This window comes from Reyranella sp. (genome assembly GCF_030651995.1).
Classification (GTDB): domain Bacteria; phylum Pseudomonadota; class Alphaproteobacteria; order Reyranellales; family Reyranellaceae; genus Reyranella.
This window is the reverse complement of the sequence record NZ_JAUSBN010000049.1, coordinates 50,391-68,479: the sequence shown is the minus strand read 5'-3', so window position 1 is coordinate 68,479 and position 18,089 is coordinate 50,391. Positions and strand designations below refer to the sequence as shown.

The window sequence follows — 18,089 nt, the reverse complement described above, 5'->3', positions numbered from 1 at the left end:
TAGGGTCGTGGTGCTTTGATGGCGCCATGACCCAACATTCTCTTTCGTTACCCGCCGTGGCCCTCGCCACTTCCCTTCTTCCCGACCCGGACACCTGCTGGCACGCCGTCCAGCGGCGCGACCGCGCGTACAACGGCCGCTTCTGGTTCTCGGTGAAGACAACCGGGGTCTATTGCCTGCCGTCGTGCACGGCTCGTCCGCCGTTGCGCCGCAACGTCGACTTCCACGCCTCGCCCGAGGCGGCGGAGGCGGCGGGTTTCCGTGCATGCAAGCGGTGCAAGCCACGCGACTGGCAGGCGGACCTCGGCCTCAGCCGGCCGGTGGCGCGCGCCTGCGCGCTGTTCGAGGCCGCCGGTGCCGACGCCCCGCCTTCCCTGGCCGAGGTGGCGGACAAGGTCGGCCTGTCGAGCGGTGCGCTGGGCAAGCGTTTCCTGGCCGAGCTGGGCGTCAATCCGCGCGACTGGCTGGTCGCGCGAAAGCGCGAGCGCTTCCGCAGCGCGCTCCGCGGCGGCGCCAGCGTGGCCGACGCGCTCTATGGTGCGGGCTACGGCTCACCCAGCCGCGTCTACGAGAGCAGCGACAAGGTGCTCGGCATGACGCCGGCGACCTATGCGCGGGGCGGCGCGGGCGCCCATATCGACTACACCATGGCCGACTCTGAGTATGGCCGCGTGCTGGTGGCCGCGACCGGGAAGGGCATCGCCGCGGTGTTCCTGGGCGATGACGACCGTGCGCTGGAGAAAAGCCTGAAGCAGGACTTTCCCGCCGCCGAGATCCGGCGCAACGACACCGTGCTCGGCCCGCGCGTGAAAGCCGTACTGTCGCGGCTCTACGGCCGAAAGCCCACGGCGCTCGATGCCCCCGACGTGCCGCTCGACATCGTGGGGACGGCCTTCCAGTGGAAGGTCTGGAAGGCGCTGACCGAGATCCCGGCCGGCGAGACCCGCACCTATGGCGAGATCGCCCGTAGCATCGGCGAGCCCAAGGCAGCGCGCGCGGTGGGACGCGCCTGCGCCACCAACCAGGCCGCCGTGGTCATTCCGTGTCATCGCGCCGTCGGATCGAGCGGCGCGATGACCGGCTATCGCTGGGGCTTGGCGCGCAAGGAACGGCTGCTGGCCGAGGAGCGCCGGCGCAGCAGCAGGTAGAAGGCGCCCGTGCCGCCATGATGGGCGTGGGCGGCGCGGACCGCCCGCACCCGCTCGCGGTTGTCGCCGCGATTGAGCCAGCCCACGAATTCGCCCCGGATGCGGCCGTCGATCGTGCGGCCACCCTCTTCGCGCAGGCCCTTGCCGGTCACCACCAGCACCACACGGAGGTCCTGGGACGAGGCCCTGTCCAGAAACCGGGTCACCGCCCGCTCCGCCGCCGCAAGCGTCATGCCGTGCAGGTCGATCGACGCTTCCGGCGACAGCTTGCGCCGCGAGAGGGCACGCGAAACGTCGCGATCGAACTGCCGGCCGTCCGGCGACAGGTCGGGAACGCCGGGCCTGACCGGCAGCGGCCGAGGTCTTGGGACCAGGATCGTCGGCGGGACCACCGCCGGCTTGCCCACCGCCGGCTTCCCGGCCGCCGTGGGGCCCGCCTTGGCTTCCACCGCCGGAACGCGCGAAGCGGCCGCCCGCTTTCTCTTGAGCGGCTTCACACCGGCCATTGCGGCGGCGAACAGGTCGGCGTCCTTCACCATGCCATTTCGTCTAGCCTTGGCCGTGAGGCGGGTCTACACAGCCCGCCATGGCGATCGCGCCCCCCACCCGGCCCAACGGCCCGCCGCAACCCGACCCTGATCTCCAGACAGGCCTGCAGTATCTGCGGGCGGGCTGGTACGATCGCGCCGAGCCGCTGTTCAGGAGCGCGCTCGTCCGGCACGGCGACAGTCCCGACATTCTCCACTTTCTCGCCGTCTGCCTGTCGCAGCGCGGCGCGGTGAAGGAAGCCGAGAAGCTGTGGCGCAAGGCCGTGGCGAAGGATCCGAACGAGCCGATGCTGCTCTACAATCTAGGCCTCGCCGCCCGTCGCCTCGGCAATCTCGACGAGGCGGCGCGCCGTTTCCGCGACACGATCCGTCAGGCGCCCACCCATGTCGAGGCCCGCCTGGCGCTGGCCTCGGTCCATATGGATACCGGGCGCTTCGCCGCCGCCGAGCGCGAACTGTCGGAGTTCGTGGCCAACGTCGATCGCGCCATCCACGAACATGGGACCGAGGCGCTGAAGCCCCTGCAGGCGCGCGCCCGCAACATGATGGGCTATGCCCTCTACCGGCTGGGCCGATATTCGGCCGCCATCGAGGTCTTCGACATGGCGCTGGAAGACGCCGGCGAGAACGCCGAGCGCCGCGGCCAGATCCTGGGCGACCGCTCGCTCTCTCTGGCGGCCCTCGGCCACTACGACGAAGCCATTGCCGAGGCCGGCCGAGCGCTCGAACTGGCGCCGACCAGCGCCACGTTGAACCATACGCTGGGCTACGTCCTCTTTTTCAGCGGTCGCCCGAGCGACGCCATCCCGATGATCGAGAAGGCCCTCCAGCTCGATCCGGCGTTCGGCCAGGCCTATGGCACCCTGGCGCTGGCCCGGGCGGCAGCGGGCCAGACCGAACAGGCCGTCGGCATCCTCGAGAAAGTCCTGGAACGCAACCCGCTCGACCACGAGGCGATCCTCCAGCTCTCCAACCTGCACATTCAGGCCGGGCACTTCGAGCAGGCCAGCCGGCTCCTGGAGCCCTATCTGAGAGCCGTTTCCGGTGATGCCCGGGCGATGAACAATCAGGGGCTGGCGCTGCTCGGTCTCAAGCGCTTCGACGATGCGCGGCGGATCCTGAAGAAGGCCGCCAAGGTTTCACCCGACGAGCCCTTCGTGCAGACCAACTACGGGCGCGCCCTGATGGGCCTGGGGCGGGCCGCTGAAGCACGGCCGCACCATGAGCAGGCGTTGCGTGCCCTGCCGGACGATTCGCGGCTGCTGGCCCACTACGGCATCTGCCTGGCGGCGCTGGGCGAAGTCGACAGGGCCCGCGAAACCCTGGACGCCGCCCTGGCGGCCGATCCGAACAACGAGGAAGCCCTGCTCGCGCGCGCCGGTCTCGACGCATGAGCAGCGGCGCCGATCGCCTGGCCGAGGTCACCGGCCGCATCGCCGACGCCGCGCGGGCATCGGGTCGTTCACCATCCGACGTCACCCTCGTCGCCGTCTCCAAGACCCATGGCGCGGACCGGGTCCGCGAACTGCTGGAGGTCGGCCACCGCGTGTTCGGCGAAAACCGCGTGCAGGAAGCCGAGGGCAAGTTCCCCGAACTCAAGGCGGCCTGGCCCGACCTCGAGCTGCACCTGATCGGCCCGCTCCAGACCAACAAGGCACGCGATGCCGTCGCCCTGTTCGACGTCATCCAGTCGGTCGATCGCGACCGGCTCGCTGCGGCCCTGGCGAAGGAGATGGAGCGCCTGGGCCGCCGGCCCGCCTGCTACATCCAGGTCAACACCGGCGAGGAGCCGCAGAAGGCCGGCCTTCTCCCGAAGGATGTCGACGCCTTCGTGGCTCTCTGCCGCGACCAGTACAAGCTGCCCGTGGTCGGCCTGATGTGCATCCCGCCGGTCGACGAGGAACCGGCCCTGCATTTCGCGCTGCTGGCGAAGATGGCGGCCCGCAACGGCCTTGCCAAGCTCAGCATGGGCATGAGCGCCGACTACGAGACGGCCGTGCGGATGGGCGCCACCCATGTCCGCGTCGGCAGCGCCCTGTTCGGCTCCCGCCCGCCGCTGCAGCCCGCGCCATAGAGCCGGACCGAGCCCCGAAATCAGGGCGCGATCTTCAAATCCAGGATCAGGGGATGGTGGTCGCTGCCGATGTTCGGCCCGACGCGGCGACTGACGATACCGATGCCGGAGCTGACGAGCGCGTGGTCGATGGGCAGCCCGATCCCTGTATTTGCCAGCCGCCAGGTCGAGATGGATGGCGAGGTGCGTGGACGCTCGGCTGGCAGGATGTTGGTGTCCCACAATCCGCTTTGCGTTATCAGCCGGTCGAAGACCGGTGAAAACGGCGTGAGATTGAGATCGCCGACCAGGACGACGCGCTCCCCCTTGTCGACGTGCTCGCGCGCCACGGCGGCGGCATGGGCGAGTTGGCGGTCGCGGGCACCGGTCGAGGGCGGCCCGGGCCGCCGGGCATGCAGGCCGAGAAGCGTGAGACAACCCGATTCCGCCGGGCACAGCTGCGCCACCATCAACGGTGCGTATTTGCCCATCGTCAGGTCGAACTCGAGCGACTCGGGAGGTTTCGTGGCGAGCAGCATGACCCCGAACGCGTTGCCGCGGGGCGGCTCCGACTGGAAGGGCAGCAGGCCCCGCACGTCGCGCAGCACCGCGTCGTGAACGGGGTCTAGTTCCGTGAACACCACAATGTCGGGCTTTTCCGCCTCGATCAGGCGCCGCATGGCATCCAGATCTGTCTTCCAGTTATGCAGGTTGGCAAAGAGGAGGCGCACCACCGGCCCTGGCTGGGGCTGAAGATCGGTCGGCGGCAGGTGCATGTGCGGCCACACGACCGGGAAGCTCGCAGCGACGATCAGCGACGACAGCCCGGCCGTCCACCACTGCCGCAGGCTGAGCGCCACCAGTGCGAGCACCGCGCCCGCAAGGAGAAAGTAGACATGGAAATGGGTCAGCAGCTCGAACGCCCAGTGCCATGTCGCCAGCCAGGACAAGGCCGCCACCAGCGAAAGACCGATGACGAGCATGGTAACGGCCGGCCGCAGGACGTTTAATGCTCGCTGTTGCCTCTTCATTGACCGCACTGTACATGGCCGCCGCGCATGCCAGAACTTCCTGAAGTAGAGACCGTCCGACGCGGGTTGATGCCGCGCCTGGTCGGTCGGCGGATCGTGCAACTGCAGCAGCGTCGACCCGACCTTCGGGTGCCCCTGCCGGCCAAGTTTGCCGCCAGGGTCGAGGGCCGCATGGTCACGGGCATCGACCGGCGGGCAAAGTACCTGCTGATCCGCCTCGACGACGGCCAGACCCTGATCGTGCATCTCGGCATGTCGGGCCGCATGACCCTGCATGATGCCGAGAGCGCCGCCAGCCATCCGCTCGGGCGGCATGACCATGTCGTGTTCGGCATGGATGATGGCTGGCAGGTCCGCTTCAACGACGCCCGCCGCTTCGGGCTGATGGTGCTGGTGGCCGACGAGGCGGTGGCCCGGCACAAGTACTTCAAGAGCCTGGGCCCGGAGCCTCTGGACGACGCCTTTACCGGCGATGTACTGGCCGCCCGCCTCGCCGGCCGCAGGACGCCGATCAAGGCGGCACTGCTCGATCAGAAGACCCTGGTGGGCGTCGGCAACATCTATGCGTGCGAGGCGCTGTTCCTGGCCGGCATCTCGCCGCGCCGCTCCGCCCACACCATCAAGGGGGAGCGTGCGGGTCGCCTCGTCGAGGCGATCAAGCTCGTGCTCAGCCGTTCGATACAGGACGGAGGTTCGACCCTGCGCGATCATGTTCAGCCGGGCGGCGAACTCGGCTATTTCCAGACGCGCTTCAACGTCTATGACCGGGCCGGCATCGCCTGCCCCACCCGCGACTGCGGCCAGACGGTGCGCCGGCTCGTGCAGGCCGGGAGATCCACCTTCTATTGCGCGCGCTGCCAGCGCTGAGACACGACCCGAGGAGGAAAGAGCAAATGACCACGACATACGAGAATATCCAGACCGAAACCAAAGGCCGGGTCGGGATCATCCGGCTGAACCGCCCGAAGGCGCTGAACGCGCTCTGCGCCGATCTGGTGCGCGAGCTCGGCCAGGCACTCGATGCGTTCGAAGCCGATCCCGGCATCGGGTGCATGGTTCTGACGGGCAGCGACAAGGCGTTCGCCGCCGGTGCCGACATCAAGGAGATGAAGGAGAAGACCTACCAGGACGTCTTCCTGCAGGACTTCATCACCGTCGGCTGGGAGAAGGTGAGCCAGGTCCGCAAGCCGATCGTCGCCGCGGTGGCCGGGTACGCCCTGGGCGGCGGCTGCGAGATGGCCATGATGTGTGACTTCATCATCGCTGCGGACAATGCCAAGTTCGGCCAGCCCGAGATCACCCTGGGCACCATTCCCGGGGCAGGCGGCACCCAGCGCCTGCCGCGCTTCGTCGGCAAGTCGAAGGCCATGGACATGGTCCTGACCGGGCGCATGATGGACGCGGCCGAAGCCGAGCGCTGCGGCCTGGTCAGCCGGGTCGTGCCGCTGGCCCAGCTCATGGACGACGCCATCGCCACGGCCGAGAAGATCGCCGGCATGTCTCTGCCCGCCACCATGGTCGCCAAGGAAGCGGTCAACCGGGCCTTCGAGACGACCCTTTCGGAGGGTGTCCGTTTCGAGCGCAGGACCTTTCACGCAACTTTTGCCTTCGACGACCGGTCCGAGGGCATGGCCGCTTTCGCCGAGAAGCGTAAGCCGGGCTGGAAACATCGCTGATTTGGCGGATTTGGAGCGCTTGACCGGCCCCCATACGGCCCGTATAAGCGCGCCCTTCGAGCAACGAGGACTATTATGGCTAATCACAAGTCGGCCGAGAAGCGCGCCCGCCAGACCGAGCGCCGCACCGCCGTGAATACGTCGCGCCGCAGCCGCGTGCGCGGTTCGGTGAAGAAGGTCGAGGAGGCGATTGCGTCCGGCGACAAGAAGGCCGCCCAGGAAGCGCTGCGTATGGCGCAGCCGGAGATCCAGCGTGGCGCCATCAAGCGCATCGTGACCAAGAACGCCGCCTCGCGCCGCGTGTCGCGCCTCTCGGCGCGCATCAAGGCGATGGCCTGACGCTTTCCGACATCCCGCTTCAGTGTTTGTGAACGCCGCTCCTTCGAGCGGCGTTTTCTTTTGTGGCGATGACGAAGCCGGGACTCTTTGACGAAAAAAATCTCGGCGACTTTCTTCAATGATCGTTTGGTCGTCGATTGGCCGACTGACATACGATTCGGAGTTATCGAACGAAGCGCGACGGCGAGCGCTAGATGTTGAGAGCCGTCTCTCGACGAACGACGCGCAAAATCGGTTCGTACAACTTGTCAATCGAGCAGCGTCGCGAAGTGGCTGAATAGCGTGTGGTGTTCTGCGTGTGATTCGTTTGCGCGCTTCGGAGAGTCTGGATAAGACTCACGACATCGCGACGGGGCGTGGGGCGCTTGGATCGCGAGCCAGATGGAGAAGAGGGGATTCCTCTCCATCGAAACGACGAACGAGGGAGACAGGTACACAACGCTTCGCAAGTTCGACGATCGATAAGAAGATGAAGCGTCCCATAAGCGACGCTCGCTGAAATCCCTCGTTCCCTCTTGCCGTGTTGTGTGTCGCCTTCGTTCGCTGGCTCGCCGGACAACGCCTCGCTTCGACGAATGAAAGCGGGGGCCATGTCGAAAGACAACAAGATCGCAGACACATTCGAAGTGTCCCCCGCAGCCGGCTACGCCGGCGACGTCGTTCCTGAGGTTGCCTGGAAGATTCTCGGCGAACGGAAGGATGCGATCCTGATCGACGTACGCACACGCGCCGAGTGGAACTATGTGGGCGTGCCCGACCTTGCCGGCCTCGACAAGAAGCCGGGCCTGGTCGAATGGCAGATCTTCCCGAACATGCAGGTCAATCCGGATTTCGTCGGCGCGCTTTCGCAGGCGCTGGCGGACAAGGAGGTGCCGCTGCTCTTTCTGTGTCGAAGTGGGGTGAGATCGGTCGCGGCGGCGAAAGCCATGGCCGCGGCCGGATACAGTACGTGTCTCAATGTGGCAGACGGCTTTGAAGGACCCCTCGATGCGCAGGGCAAGCGCGGCGCGACGAGGGGATGGAAGGCAGCGGGGCTTCCGTGGAGACAAACGTGAATCGAATTCAAGCGCCGATCCAAGGCAATAACAACACTACATACGAAAACAACGATTTTGCGGGGGCAGGCATGGATGAAGGGGCGGGCCGAAAGGAGCTCGAAGCACATTGGGTGCGCGTCTGCGATCGGCTTCGCAAGGAGATTGGGGACAAGGCCTTCAAGACATGGTTCGGCGAGGTCGAGCTGGGTGAACTCAAGGCCGGCAAGCTGCGCCTCTATGCGCCGACGCGCTTCGTGCGCGACTGGGTCGGTCGTCACTATGGCGACCGCGTGCTCGCCTACTGGCAATCGGTCAACACCGAGGTGAAGAACGTCGAGGTGAACCTCGTGCCACCGCCGGCGCCGCGCCGGCCGAACGAGATCATCGCGATGCCGCCCGTGCCCTCGTCGCAGAACCACCAGCCGCCGATGCCGCGCATGGGTCCCTCGATCGGCCGCGGCGCCGACGAGATCTCGCAGGCTCCGGAAGGACGCTACACCTTCGCGAACTTCGTCGTCGGCAAGCCCAACGAGTTCGCGTATGCGGCGGCGCGCAACATCTCCGAGCAGGACATGCCCCTGCCCGAGCGCAACCCGCTCTACATTTTCGGCGGCGTCGGCCTCGGCAAGACCCATCTGATGCACGCGATCTGGCATGTCATCCGCGAGCGCGATCCCAAGACCCGCGTTCTCTACCTGACGGCCGAGAGCTTCGTGAACCGGTTCATCCAGGCGCTGCGCACCAAGAACACCGGCCAGTTCAAGGAGCTGTTCCGCAACGTCGACGTGCTGATGGTCGACGACGTGCAGTTCATCTGCGGCAAGGAAGCGAGCCAGGACGAGTTCTTCTTCACGTTCAACTCGCTGGTCGAGCAGAACAAGCAGATCATCCTGTCCTCGGAGAAGCCGCCGAGCGAGCTGCAGGACATCGAGGAGCGCATGCGCTCGCGGCTGGGCAGCGGCCTCGTGGCCGACATCCACTCGTCGACCTACGAGCTGCGCCTGTCGATCCTGCAGACCAAGGCGGAGAACGCGCGGGTGCCGGTGCCGGCCAACGTGCTCGAGTTCCTCGCGCACAAGATCAGCACCAACATCCGCGAGCTCGAGGGCGCCCTGAACCGCGTCGTCGCGCACGGCCAACTGATCGGTCGCGAGATCACCGTGGAGATGGCGCAGGATGTGCTGCACGACCTGCTGCGCCAGGCCGACCGCAAGGTCACGGTCGACGAGATCCAGCAGCGCGTCGCCGCCCACTACAACATCAAGCTCGCCGAGATGAGTTCGCCGCGGCGCGCCCGCTCGGTCGCCCGGCCCCGCCAGGTGGCGATGTACCTCGCCAAGCAGCTCACCACCCTCAGCCTGCCGCAGATCGGCAAGCGCTTCGGTAACCGCGACCACACGACGGTCATGCACGCCGTGCGCAAGATCGAGGAACTCAAGGTTTCCGATCTGTCGATCGCCGAGGACGTCGAACTGCTCAAGCGGCAGCTGCAAGGCTAGGAAAGCACATAGAGGAAACGTGAGACAGGCCCCGCGGGGCCTGTTTTGCGTTACGCCACGGGCCCTAAACGCCTCTAGAAACAGCGAAATTGCTTCCCGCGGACAGTCGGCGTGATATACTTTTCAACCGTTCCTCCGGCGCCTCCCGCGGCCCTTGGAACGGGCCATGAACTCGACCCAATCCGGCCCTGACTACGGCGACCAAAACATGAAATTGACGATCGAACGGGCGGCCCTCCTGAAGGCGCTGGCCCATGTCCAGAGTGTCGTCGAGCGTCGGAATACGATCCCGATCCTGTCCAACGTGCTGATCACCGCCCAGAAGGGCCGGCTGAGCCTCGCCGCGACCGACATGGACCTCGCCATCACCGAATCGGTGGAGGCCAGCGCCTCCAAGACCGGCTCGACCACGGCGCCAGCCCACACGCTGTACGAGATCGTCCGAAAGCTGCCCGATGGCGCCCAGGTCGAGCTGGAAGCGGCCTCGGACAACAGCAGCCTTGTCATCCGGGCCGGCCGCTCCCGCTTCACCCTGCAATGCCTGCCGCCGGCCGATTTCCCGGCCATGACCGAGGGCGACCTGCCGCACCGGTTCCAGCTCCCGGCAAGCGACCTCAAGGGCATCATCGACCGCACCCGGTTCGCGATTTCCAACGAGGAGACCCGCTACTACCTGAACGGCATCTATTTCCATGCCGCGACTGCGGGCGGCACCCAGGTGCTGCGCGGCGTGGCGACCGATGGTCATCGTCTCGCCCGGGTCGAGGTGCCGCTGCCCAAGGGCGCCGGCGAAATCCCCGGCGTGATCGTGCCGCGCAAGACCGTGGGCGAGGTCCGCAAGCTGCTCGACGAGGGTGACGGTTCGGTCGACATCGAGCTCAGCGACACCCGCATCCGCTTCTCCAGCGGCAACGTCACCCTGGTCAGCAAGCTGATCGACGGCACCTTCCCGGATTACGAGCGGGTCATCCCGACCGGCAACGACAAGGTCCTGAACGTGCCGTGCAAGGAATTCGCACACGCCGTGGACCGCGTCTCGACGATCTCCACCGAGAAGTCGCGGGCCATCAAGCTGGCGGTCGCCAAGGGCATCGTCACGCTCTCGGCGACCAGCCCCGACGCCGGCAGCGCCAGCGAGGAGATCGAGGTCGAGTACAAGGATACGGCCCTCGAGATCGGCTTCAACTCGCGCTACCTGCTGGACATCACCGAACAGATCGCAGGCAGCGAGGCGCGCTTTCTGATGGCCGATGCCGGCTCGCCCACCCTGGTGCGTGACGGTGCCGACGAGAGCGCGCTCTACGTGCTCATGCCGATGCGGGTATGAACGCACAGGCCATCAGCACCCTCGCCTACTCTTCCGACGCCGTATCGGGCGCTGCGCCGGCCCTCCTCGCCGTGCGCCAGCTTCGCCTGACCGACTTCCGCAACTACCGCCAGCTGCGCCTCGAGTGCGGCCAGGAGCCGGTCGTGCTGGTCGGCGCCAACGGCGCGGGCAAGACCAACCTTCTGGAAGCCCTTTCCTTCCTGGCCCCCGGGCGCGGCCTGCGACGGGCCCGGCTCGACGATGTCTGCCGCCGTGCCCGCGGCGACGAACCATCGGCTGCCGGCTGGGCCGCCGCCGCGACGCTCGACACGCCCGAGGGGCGGCTGGCCATCGGCACCGGCCTCGAAGCCGGGCGCAGCGAGAGCAGCGCGCCGCGCCGTGCCGTGCGCATCGACGGGCGACCGATGCAGAGCCAGACCGCGCTCGGTCAGCACGTCGCCGCGGTGTGGCTGACGCCGCAGCTCGACCGGCTGTTCCTCGACGGCGCGACCGAACGGCGGCGCTTCCTCGACCGGCTGGTGACGGCGCTGCATCCCCAGCATGCCGGCGACGTCGCGGCCTACGAGAACGCGCAGCGCCAGCGCGGCCGGCTCCTCGGAGAAGGCAACCGCGACCCGCACTGGTTCACGGCGCTGGAAGACACGATGGCCCGCCACGGCGTCGCGCTGGCGGCGGCACGCGCCGACACGGTGCAGCGTCTCGACGCCGCCGCCCGGCTGGGGGTCGGCCCCTTCCCCCGCGCCTCGCTCGCCATGGCGGGAGAGGTCGACGGCTGGATCGCCACCATGCCTGCGATCGACGTCGAGGACCGGCTGCGCGGCGAGTTGTCGGCCAGCCGCCTGCGCGACGGCGAAGCCGGCACCACGTCCTGCGGACCGCACCGCAGCGATCTCGCGGTGCGCCACCTCGATCTCGACCTGCCGGCGGCCGAGGGCTCGACCGGCCAGCAGAAGGCGGTCCTCGTCTCGATCGCGCTGGCACATGCCCGTCTGGTGGCGCTGTCGCGCGGCCGGCCGCCGCTGCTGCTGCTCGACGAGATCGCAGCCCATCTCGACGAGGAGCGCCGGCGGGCGCTGTTCGACGAGGTGGTGGCGCTCGGCGTCCAGAGCTGGATGACCGGCACCGATGCCCAACTCTTTGCGCCGCTCCGCGGCCGCGCGCAGATCCTGCGCGTCGCCGACGGATCCATCACGGCGGTCTGAACACCTTTCCGAAAGCCAGGACCATGAGCGACAACGACATCACGCCGGGCGCCGAGGATTACGGCGCCGATTCCATCAAGGTACTGCGCGGCCTCGAGGCCGTCCGCAAACGCCCGGGCATGTACATCGGCGACACCGATGACGGCACCGGCCTGCATCACATGGTCTACGAGATCGTCGACAACGCGATCGACGAGGCGCTGGCGGGCTATTGCGACAAGGTCGTCGTCATCCTGCACGGCGACGGCTCGGTCACGGTGCGCGACAACGGCCGCGGCGTGCCGACAGACATCCACAAGGAAGAGGGCATTTCGGCCGCCAACGTGATCTTCACGCAGCTCCATGCCGGCGGGAAGTTCGACCAGAATTCCTACAAGGTGTCGGGCGGCCTGCATGGCGTCGGCGCCGCGGTCGTGAACGCGCTGTCCCAGCGCCTCGACCTGCGCATCTGGCGCAACGGCAAGGAACACCACATGATCTTCCGGCACGGCGAGCCGGAAGGCGACCTGAAGATCGTGGGCGAGGCCGACCAGGGCCAACACGGCACGGAAGTGACCTTCCTGCCGTCGACCGGCACCTTCACCAAGACCGAGTTCGATTTCGCGACGCTCGAGCACCGGCTGCGCGAGCTCGCCTTCCTGAACTCCGGCGTGCGGGTCGTGCTGACCGACGAACGCGCCGCCGAGCAGAAGGTCTCCGAACTCTATTACGAGGGCGGCGTCGAAGCCTTCGCCAAGTATCTCGACCGCAACAAGTCGGTGCTGCACGACCCGCCGGTGTCGATCCGCGGTGAGAAGGAAGGAATCTCGGTCGAAGTCGCGATGCAGTGGAACGACAGCTATCACGAGACGATGCTGTGCTTCACCAACAACATCCCGCAGCGCGACGGCGGCACCCATCTGGCGGGCTTCCGCGGCGCGCTGACGCGCACGCTGAACAAGTACGCCGACGAGAGCGGCATCTCCAAGAAGGAGAAGGTCGGCCTCACCGGCGACGACATGCGCGAGGGCCTGACCTGCGTGCTGTCAGTGAAGGTGCCCGATCCAAAATTCTCCTCGCAGACCAAGGACAAGCTGGTCTCCTCGGAAGTGCGCCCGGTCGTCGAGTCCGTCGTCGCCGACAAGTTCGGCCAGTGGCTGGAAGAGCATCCCGCCGAGACGCGGAAGATTCTCACCAAGGTCGTCGAGGCCGCCGCCGCCCGCGAGGCCGCGAAAAAAGCCCGCGAACTCACCCGCCGCAAAGGCGCGCTCGACGTGAGTTCGCTGCCCGGCAAGCTCGCCGACTGCCAGGAGCGTGATCCGGCGCTCTCCGAGCTGTTCATCGTCGAGGGCGATTCGGCCGGCGGCTCGGCCAAGCAGGGCCGCAACCGCGCCAACCAGGCGATCCTGCCGTTGCGTGGCAAGATCCTGAACGTCGAGCGCGCGCGCTTCGACAAGATGCTGGGCTCGGCGGAAATCGGCACGCTGATCACGGCGCTGGGCACCGGCATCGGCCACGACGACTTCAACCTCGACAAGCTGCGCTATCACAAGATCATCATCATGACGGACGCCGATGTCGACGGCTCGCACATCCGTACGCTCCTGATGACCTTCTTCTATCGCCAGATGCGCGACCTGATCGAGCGCGGCTACCTCTACATCGCCCAGCCGCCGCTGTTCAAAGCCGCGAAGGGCAAGTCGGCGATCTATCTCAAGGACGAGCGCGCGCTCGACGACCATCTGATCCAGACCGGCCTCGAGGGCGCCACGCTGCAACTCGGCAGCGGCAGCGTCCTCGCCAAGGACGATCTGCGGAACACGGTGGACATTGCCCGCTCGGTGACCAACCTCGTGAAGCCGCTGGCCCTGTCGCGCCGCGTCACCAGCCAGGCCGTGATCGAGCAGGCGGCGATCGCCGGCGCCCTCAAGCCCGACGTGCTGGCCGATCCGGTGCTGGCCAAGCAGACGGCCGACTACATCGCCAAGCGTCTCGACGTCGTCAGCCCGCTGCTGGAGAAGGGCTGGACCGGCGAGCCGATGCCCGACGGCGGTCTCGCCTTCACACGTCGCCTGCGCGGCGTCAGCGAGCGGCACGTGATCGACGGACCGCTGACCCGCAGCGCCGAGGCGCGCAAGCTCGACGCGCTGGCCGACGAGCTGCAGGCCGTCTACCAGAAGCCCGGCATCTTCGCGGTGAAGGACAAGGAGACCCGGATCTCCTCGCCGACCGAGCTGTTCGCCGCCGTTCTCGAGGCCGGCCGCAAGGGCGTCACGATCCAGCGCTACAAGGGACTGGGCGAGATGAATCCCGACCAGCTCTGGGAGACCACCCTCGATCCCGAGGCGCGCACGCTGCTGCAGGTCCGCATCAACCATGCCGACGAGGCCGACGAGATCTTCTCGACCCTGATGGGCGACGTGGTCGAGCCGCGCCGCGAATTCATCCAGGAGAACGCGCTGAAGGTGGCGAACCTCGATGTCTAGAACCGCAAAGGCCGTGATCGCCGCCATGCTCCTGGCCGGCGCAATCCCGGTCGCGGGATCGGCCCAAACCCAGTCGTCGACGCCGACGACCAACGCCGGCACCAGGCTCAACTTTCCAGCGAGCCTGGGCGGCGCCACCTTCGAGCGCTCCGTGAACTATGCCGCGCCTCCAGCCAACAATCCCGGCCAGGGCACGGCCTACACCTATTCGACGCCGAAGCGGCTGACGATCACCGTGCAGGTCTACGACCTCGGCCGCCGCGTGCCCTCCGGCAGCGACAATCCGACGGTGACCGGCCAGTTCAACGCCGAACTCAGTGCGGCCGAGCAGCAATTCAAGCACGCAGGCTACACCGGCTTTCAGAAGCCGTCGGTGCCCTCGAGCTGCGTCTACGGCGGAGTGACCTTCCGTTGCGTCACCTACAGCGGCGTCACCCAGGCCAACTCGCGGGCGTACAGCAAGCTGCTGCTGACCGGCTTTCGCGACCACTTCGTCAAGATCCGCGTCGACTGGGCGCAGTCGCGCCAGCAGAGCGCGGCCGACGCCGATGCCGCGCTGCAGGCCTTCGTGCCGGCCCTGATGCGCTGAGTCGAGCAGTGCGCCGGCCTTGCGTCAGCGCAGGCCGAGCCGCCGGAACGTTCCGATCGTCGTCAGCAGGCCCATCGTGACGAGACCGAGACCCGCGATCTGAAGGGCCCCGGGAATCTCCCCCACAATTGGGATCCCGACCAGCACCGACAGAGCCGGCACGATGGCCGGAAACAGCACCGCACGGCTCACGCCGAGGAAGATCACGGCCTGGCTGTAGGCCACCATGGTGATCGCGCCCTGCAGGCCGCCCTGAACCAGACCCTGGAAGACCAGCATGCCCAGCGGCAGCGCCTGCAGGTGCGCAATCCCCATCACGGCCAGGTAGATCGGCGTCGTCAGCAGGAACGACAGCACCGCCACCACCGCCGTCGCCTGCAGGGCGGGCAGGCGCCAGTGGCGCAGCAACAGGGTGAAGCCCGCCCACAGCACGCTCGACGCGAAGAACAGGAGATCGCCAAGCCAGGCGCGCTCGCCCGCCGGCTGGGTAAGCCCATCCCAGCCGATCAGGAAGATGCCCGCCAGCACGACGGCGGCGCCGACCAGATGGTTGCGGCTCAGGCGTTCGCGCAGGAACAGGGCGGCGCCGATCGTGCTGACGATGGTCACGGTCGCGGGCGCGATCACGGCGCCATGGGCGAGCGGCGCAAAGCCGTATCCCCCGGTCTGCAGCAGCGCGAAGGGAGCGCCCCCCAGAAGCGTGAGAATCAGCGACCGACGCAGGCCGATGCCGGCAAAATCACGCAGCCCATAGCGCACGAGCAGCGGCAGCATGATCGCGCCGGCCACGACGTAGCGGGCGAAGATCATGTCGACGGCGCCAAGGCCGCCCAGAATGCCGGCACGCGCCGACGCGAACGACAGCGACGCTCCGAGCGCCATGATGGCGCCGCACAGGAACCCCCAGTGGTCGCGTGTGATCCGCACGGGTGTTCCCTCGGCCATGCCCTTCGCTAGCACGGAGCGGGCCAGCCGCGCACGAATTTTAGTGCGATCGATCCAGAATTGCGCTCTTATGCTCTAATGGCTCGCCTGAGGGAATTCGACGAAGACCGCGCGCTCGATGCCGCGGTCGACTGTTTCTGGAATCGTGGCTACGAGGCCACGTCGGTGCGCGACCTCGCGCGCGAGATGGGGATCGGCGGCGCCAGCCTCTACAACGCGTTCGGCGGCAAGCGCGCCCTGTTCGAGCGCGTCCTCGAACGCTACGCCAACCGTTCGACCCGCGAGCGCATCGCGCGGCTCGAGGCCGGTCACCGTCCCCGCGAGGCGATCCGCGCGTTCCTGGCCGAGGTGATCGACCGTTCGCTGAAGGATCCCGACTGCAAGGGCTGCCTGCTGGTGAATTCCGCGCTCGACGTGGCGCCGCATGACGCCGAGCTCGGCCGCGTGGTCAGGGGCTATCTCGAGGAGATCCGCGCGTTCTTCCGGCGCAACGTCGAGGCCGCGATCGAGGCCGGCGAGACGCCGCACGGCACCGATGCCGAGGCCCTGTCGATCCACCTGCTGGGCGTCCTGATGGGCATGCGCGTGCTGTCGCGCACCGGCGCTCGCCGGCGCACGCTGGAAGCGGTGGTCCAGCCGGCGCTCGACCTTCTGGGGAGACCGCATTGATCGACCATCTGAACGATGCCGCCCTGCGCGCGCTGCCGGACGATGTCCCGGTGGTCATGCTGAACCTGATGCGCTTCCGTGAGCGTTCGCTCGACGGCAAGGGTAGCGGCTGGGACGCCTATCTGCGCTACAGCGCGCTCACCATAAAGCTGATCAAGGCCCAGGGCGGCACCATCATCTGGACGGGCAATGCCGAGACGGTGGCGCTGGGCGAACCGGACCGGCATCGCTGGGACTACGTGGCGCTGGTCCGCTATCCCTCGCGCGCAGCCTTCCTCGCCATGATGAGGTCGCCCGAATACGCGGCGGCCAATATCGAACGCGAGAACGGCTGCAGCGACCACGCCATCGTCGCCACGCGCCAGACCTACAGCAACCTCAGCGAAGCCCGAACCAAGGAGTAGGCAATGTCATTGGCAGACAAACTCTCGGCACTGCGGACGGCCAGCGCGGCGCGGCTTCCCGCAGACAAGCAGGCCATCATGGAGAGGGCCACCGAAGATCTGCGCCGTACGGGAATTCTCAACCGCATCGTGCCGGTCGGCCGTCGGATGCCGGCCTTCGCACTGGCCGATCACGACGGGCGTCGTGTCGACTCGGACGATCTTCTCGCCGGTGGGCCGTTGGTTCTGTCCTTCTTCCGAGGATCCTGGTGACCCTACTGCCGGCATGAGCTGGATGCTCTGCAAAGCGTGTACGCCGACATCGCGGGCCTTGGCGCCAGCCTGATCGTGATCTCGCCCGAACTGCCGGTGCGCACGGCGGACATGGCGACCAAACAGAAGCTCACCTTCCCGATCATCTGGGACGAGAAGTCCACCGTCGCGGAAGCCTTTGGCCTCGCCTTCACGCTCCCCGACGACCTCAGGGAAGTTTACCTGAGCCTCGGCATCGATCTCCCTCTGCGCAATGGCGACGCCTCCTGGCAGCTGCCGGTGCCCGCGCGATTCGTTGTCGACGGCGAGGGCATCGTGCGCTCGGTGGAAGCCGACGTGGACTACAAATACAGGCCCGAACCGGAACCTACCGTCGCGCTGTTGCGCGACATCGTCGCGGGTTGAGGCCACGCGAAAGGAACAGGAGAAGCAAGCTCATGGTCAAACGTCTCAGCGACATGCCCGAGGTCGAGGCCCACCACCTCCGGCGCATCGAGTGTCCGACCTTCGACGACACGCCGGCGCTCCCCGGCAAGCCGCTCAGCCAGCGCCGGGTCGCGCTGATCTCGACGGCGGGCCTGCACCGGCGCGGCGACCGGCCGTTCCGCCCCGGCGACGGCAGCTACCGCGTCATTCCGGCGGAGACTCCGGCGCGCGACCTGGTCATGAGCCACATCTCGGTGAACTTCGACCGCACCGGCTTCCAGCAGGACCACAACGTCGCCTTCCCGATCGACCGGCTGCGCGAGCTGGTCGAACAGGGCGTCGTGGGCTCGATGGCCTCGATGCACTACTCGTTCATGGGCGCATTCCCGCCCGATGCGGCCGAGCCGCATGCCCAGCACCTCGCCGGCCTGCTGAAACAGGATGCCGTCGACGCGGCTCTTCTCGTTCCCGTTTGACCC

The 18,089-nt window shown here is 67.4% G+C and carries 19 protein-coding genes and 1 pseudogene; 17 read left to right on the top strand and 3 right to left on the bottom strand.

Features of this window, described 5'->3' with window-relative positions:
• Positions 1 to 26 precede the first annotated feature (26 nt).
• Positions 27 to 1,148 carry a bifunctional DNA-binding transcriptional regulator/O6-methylguanine-DNA methyltransferase Ada gene (gene ada / locus Q7V45_RS14790; protein ID WP_304853402.1) on the top strand — a complete coding sequence of 374 codons (1,122 nt, stop codon included), beginning with the start codon at positions 27 to 29 and terminating at the stop codon, positions 1,146 to 1,148.
• Here the strand turns inward: ada and Q7V45_RS14785 are convergent.
• Positions 1,082 to 1,687 (bottom strand): Smr/MutS family protein, encoded by a 606-nt coding sequence (locus tag Q7V45_RS14785; RefSeq protein ID WP_304853399.1) that lies wholly within the window; start codon positions 1,685 to 1,687, stop codon positions 1,082 to 1,084. The genes ada and Q7V45_RS14785 overlap by 67 nt on opposite strands.
• A 47-nt stretch (positions 1,688 to 1,734) precedes the next feature.
• On the opposite strand from Q7V45_RS14785, the gene Q7V45_RS14780 reads away from it, so the two are divergent.
• Both Q7V45_RS14780 and Q7V45_RS14775 read left to right on the top strand, forming a co-directional pair.
• On the top strand, positions 1,735 to 3,090 hold the full coding sequence (locus Q7V45_RS14780) for a tetratricopeptide repeat protein (RefSeq protein ID WP_304853396.1): 1,356 nt from the start codon (positions 1,735 to 1,737) through the stop codon (positions 3,088 to 3,090).
• Positions 3,087 to 3,770: a YggS family pyridoxal phosphate-dependent enzyme gene (locus Q7V45_RS14775; RefSeq protein WP_304853392.1), complete on the top strand. Its 684-nt coding sequence runs from the start codon at positions 3,087 to 3,089 to the stop codon at positions 3,768 to 3,770. The genes Q7V45_RS14780 and Q7V45_RS14775 overlap by 4 nt, the downstream gene beginning before the upstream one ends.
• A 20-nt stretch (positions 3,771 to 3,790) precedes the next feature.
• Here Q7V45_RS14775 and Q7V45_RS14770 read toward each other — a convergent pair whose 3' ends face one another.
• A complete protein-coding gene (locus Q7V45_RS14770; protein WP_304853389.1) occupies positions 3,791 to 4,732 on the bottom strand; it encodes an endonuclease/exonuclease/phosphatase family protein in 942 nt (313 codons plus the stop codon).
• A 75-nt stretch (positions 4,733 to 4,807) separates the two neighbouring features.
• Here Q7V45_RS14770 and mutM point away from each other — a divergent pair, with 75 nt between their 5' ends.
• The 9 genes from mutM to Q7V45_RS14725 all read left to right on the top strand — a co-directional run bounded on the left by mutM (position 4,808) and on the right by Q7V45_RS14725 (position 14,914).
• Positions 4,808 to 5,647: a bifunctional DNA-formamidopyrimidine glycosylase/DNA-(apurinic or apyrimidinic site) lyase gene (gene mutM / locus Q7V45_RS14765; RefSeq protein WP_304853386.1), complete on the top strand. Its 840-nt coding sequence runs from the start codon at positions 4,808 to 4,810 to the stop codon at positions 5,645 to 5,647.
• Between the two features lie 26 nt (positions 5,648 to 5,673).
• Positions 5,674 to 6,456 (top strand): enoyl-CoA hydratase, encoded by a 783-nt coding sequence (locus tag Q7V45_RS14760; protein WP_304853383.1) that lies wholly within the window; start codon positions 5,674 to 5,676, stop codon positions 6,454 to 6,456.
• Positions 6,457 to 6,531: 75 nt separating this feature from the next.
• Positions 6,532 to 6,795 (top strand): 30S ribosomal protein S20, encoded by a 264-nt coding sequence (gene rpsT / locus Q7V45_RS14755; protein WP_304853380.1) that lies wholly within the window; start codon positions 6,532 to 6,534, stop codon positions 6,793 to 6,795.
• Between the two features lie 590 nt (positions 6,796 to 7,385).
• On the top strand, positions 7,386 to 7,850 hold the full coding sequence (locus Q7V45_RS14750; RefSeq protein ID WP_304853377.1) for a rhodanese-like domain-containing protein: 465 nt from the start codon (positions 7,386 to 7,388) through the stop codon (positions 7,848 to 7,850).
• A gap of 71 nt (positions 7,851 to 7,921) precedes the next feature.
• Positions 7,922 to 9,331 (top strand): chromosomal replication initiator protein DnaA, encoded by a 1,410-nt coding sequence (gene dnaA, locus Q7V45_RS14745; RefSeq protein WP_304853375.1) that lies wholly within the window; start codon positions 7,922 to 7,924, stop codon positions 9,329 to 9,331.
• 208 nt (positions 9,332 to 9,539) lie between these two features.
• On the top strand, positions 9,540 to 10,658 hold the full coding sequence (gene dnaN, locus Q7V45_RS14740) for a DNA polymerase III subunit beta (RefSeq protein WP_304853372.1): 1,119 nt from the start codon (positions 9,540 to 9,542) through the stop codon (positions 10,656 to 10,658).
• On the top strand, positions 10,655 to 11,860 hold the full coding sequence (gene recF / locus Q7V45_RS14735; RefSeq protein ID WP_304853369.1) for a DNA replication/repair protein RecF: 1,206 nt from the start codon (positions 10,655 to 10,657) through the stop codon (positions 11,858 to 11,860). Before dnaN ends, recF begins: the two co-directional genes overlap by 4 nt.
• 23 nt (positions 11,861 to 11,883) lie before the next feature.
• Positions 11,884 to 14,325 (top strand): DNA topoisomerase (ATP-hydrolyzing) subunit B, encoded by a 2,442-nt coding sequence (gyrB, locus tag Q7V45_RS14730; RefSeq protein ID WP_304853365.1) that lies wholly within the window; start codon positions 11,884 to 11,886, stop codon positions 14,323 to 14,325.
• The gene (locus tag Q7V45_RS14725; protein WP_304853362.1) at positions 14,318 to 14,914 is read left to right on the top strand and encodes a hypothetical protein; all 597 of its coding nucleotides are present in this window, start codon (positions 14,318 to 14,320) and stop codon (positions 14,912 to 14,914) included. Before gyrB ends, Q7V45_RS14725 begins: the two co-directional genes overlap by 8 nt.
• Before the next feature lie 24 nt (positions 14,915 to 14,938).
• Here Q7V45_RS14725 and Q7V45_RS14720 read toward each other — a convergent pair whose 3' ends face one another.
• On the bottom strand, positions 14,939 to 15,841 hold the full coding sequence (locus tag Q7V45_RS14720) for a DMT family transporter (protein ID WP_304853360.1): 903 nt from the start codon (positions 15,839 to 15,841) through the stop codon (positions 14,939 to 14,941).
• Between the two features lie 96 nt (positions 15,842 to 15,937).
• Here Q7V45_RS14720 and Q7V45_RS14715 point away from each other — a divergent pair, with 96 nt between their 5' ends.
• The 5 genes and pseudogenes from Q7V45_RS14715 to Q7V45_RS14695 all read left to right on the top strand — a co-directional run bounded on the left by Q7V45_RS14715 (position 15,938) and on the right by Q7V45_RS14695 (position 18,086).
• Positions 15,938 to 16,528, top strand: coding sequence for a TetR/AcrR family transcriptional regulator (locus Q7V45_RS14715; protein WP_304853357.1), 591 nt, complete (start codon positions 15,938 to 15,940; stop codon positions 16,526 to 16,528).
• Positions 16,525 to 16,932 (top strand): DUF1330 domain-containing protein, encoded by a 408-nt coding sequence (locus Q7V45_RS14710; protein WP_370692604.1) that lies wholly within the window; start codon positions 16,525 to 16,527, stop codon positions 16,930 to 16,932. Before Q7V45_RS14715 ends, Q7V45_RS14710 begins: the two co-directional genes overlap by 4 nt.
• Positions 16,933 to 16,935: 3 nt before the next feature.
• The gene (locus Q7V45_RS14705; RefSeq protein WP_304853355.1) at positions 16,936 to 17,184 is read left to right on the top strand and encodes a hypothetical protein; all 249 of its coding nucleotides are present in this window, start codon (positions 16,936 to 16,938) and stop codon (positions 17,182 to 17,184) included.
• 12 nt (positions 17,185 to 17,196) lie between these two features.
• Positions 17,197 to 17,589 (top strand): annotated as a pseudogene (locus tag Q7V45_RS14700) (redoxin domain-containing protein); the annotation flags it as partial.
• A complete protein-coding gene (locus tag Q7V45_RS14695; protein ID WP_304853352.1) occupies positions 17,586 to 18,086 on the top strand; it encodes a glycine/sarcosine/betaine reductase selenoprotein B family protein in 501 nt (166 codons plus the stop codon). The pseudogene Q7V45_RS14700 and the gene Q7V45_RS14695, both read left to right, overlap by 4 nt.
• Positions 18,087 to 18,089 lie beyond the last annotated feature (3 nt).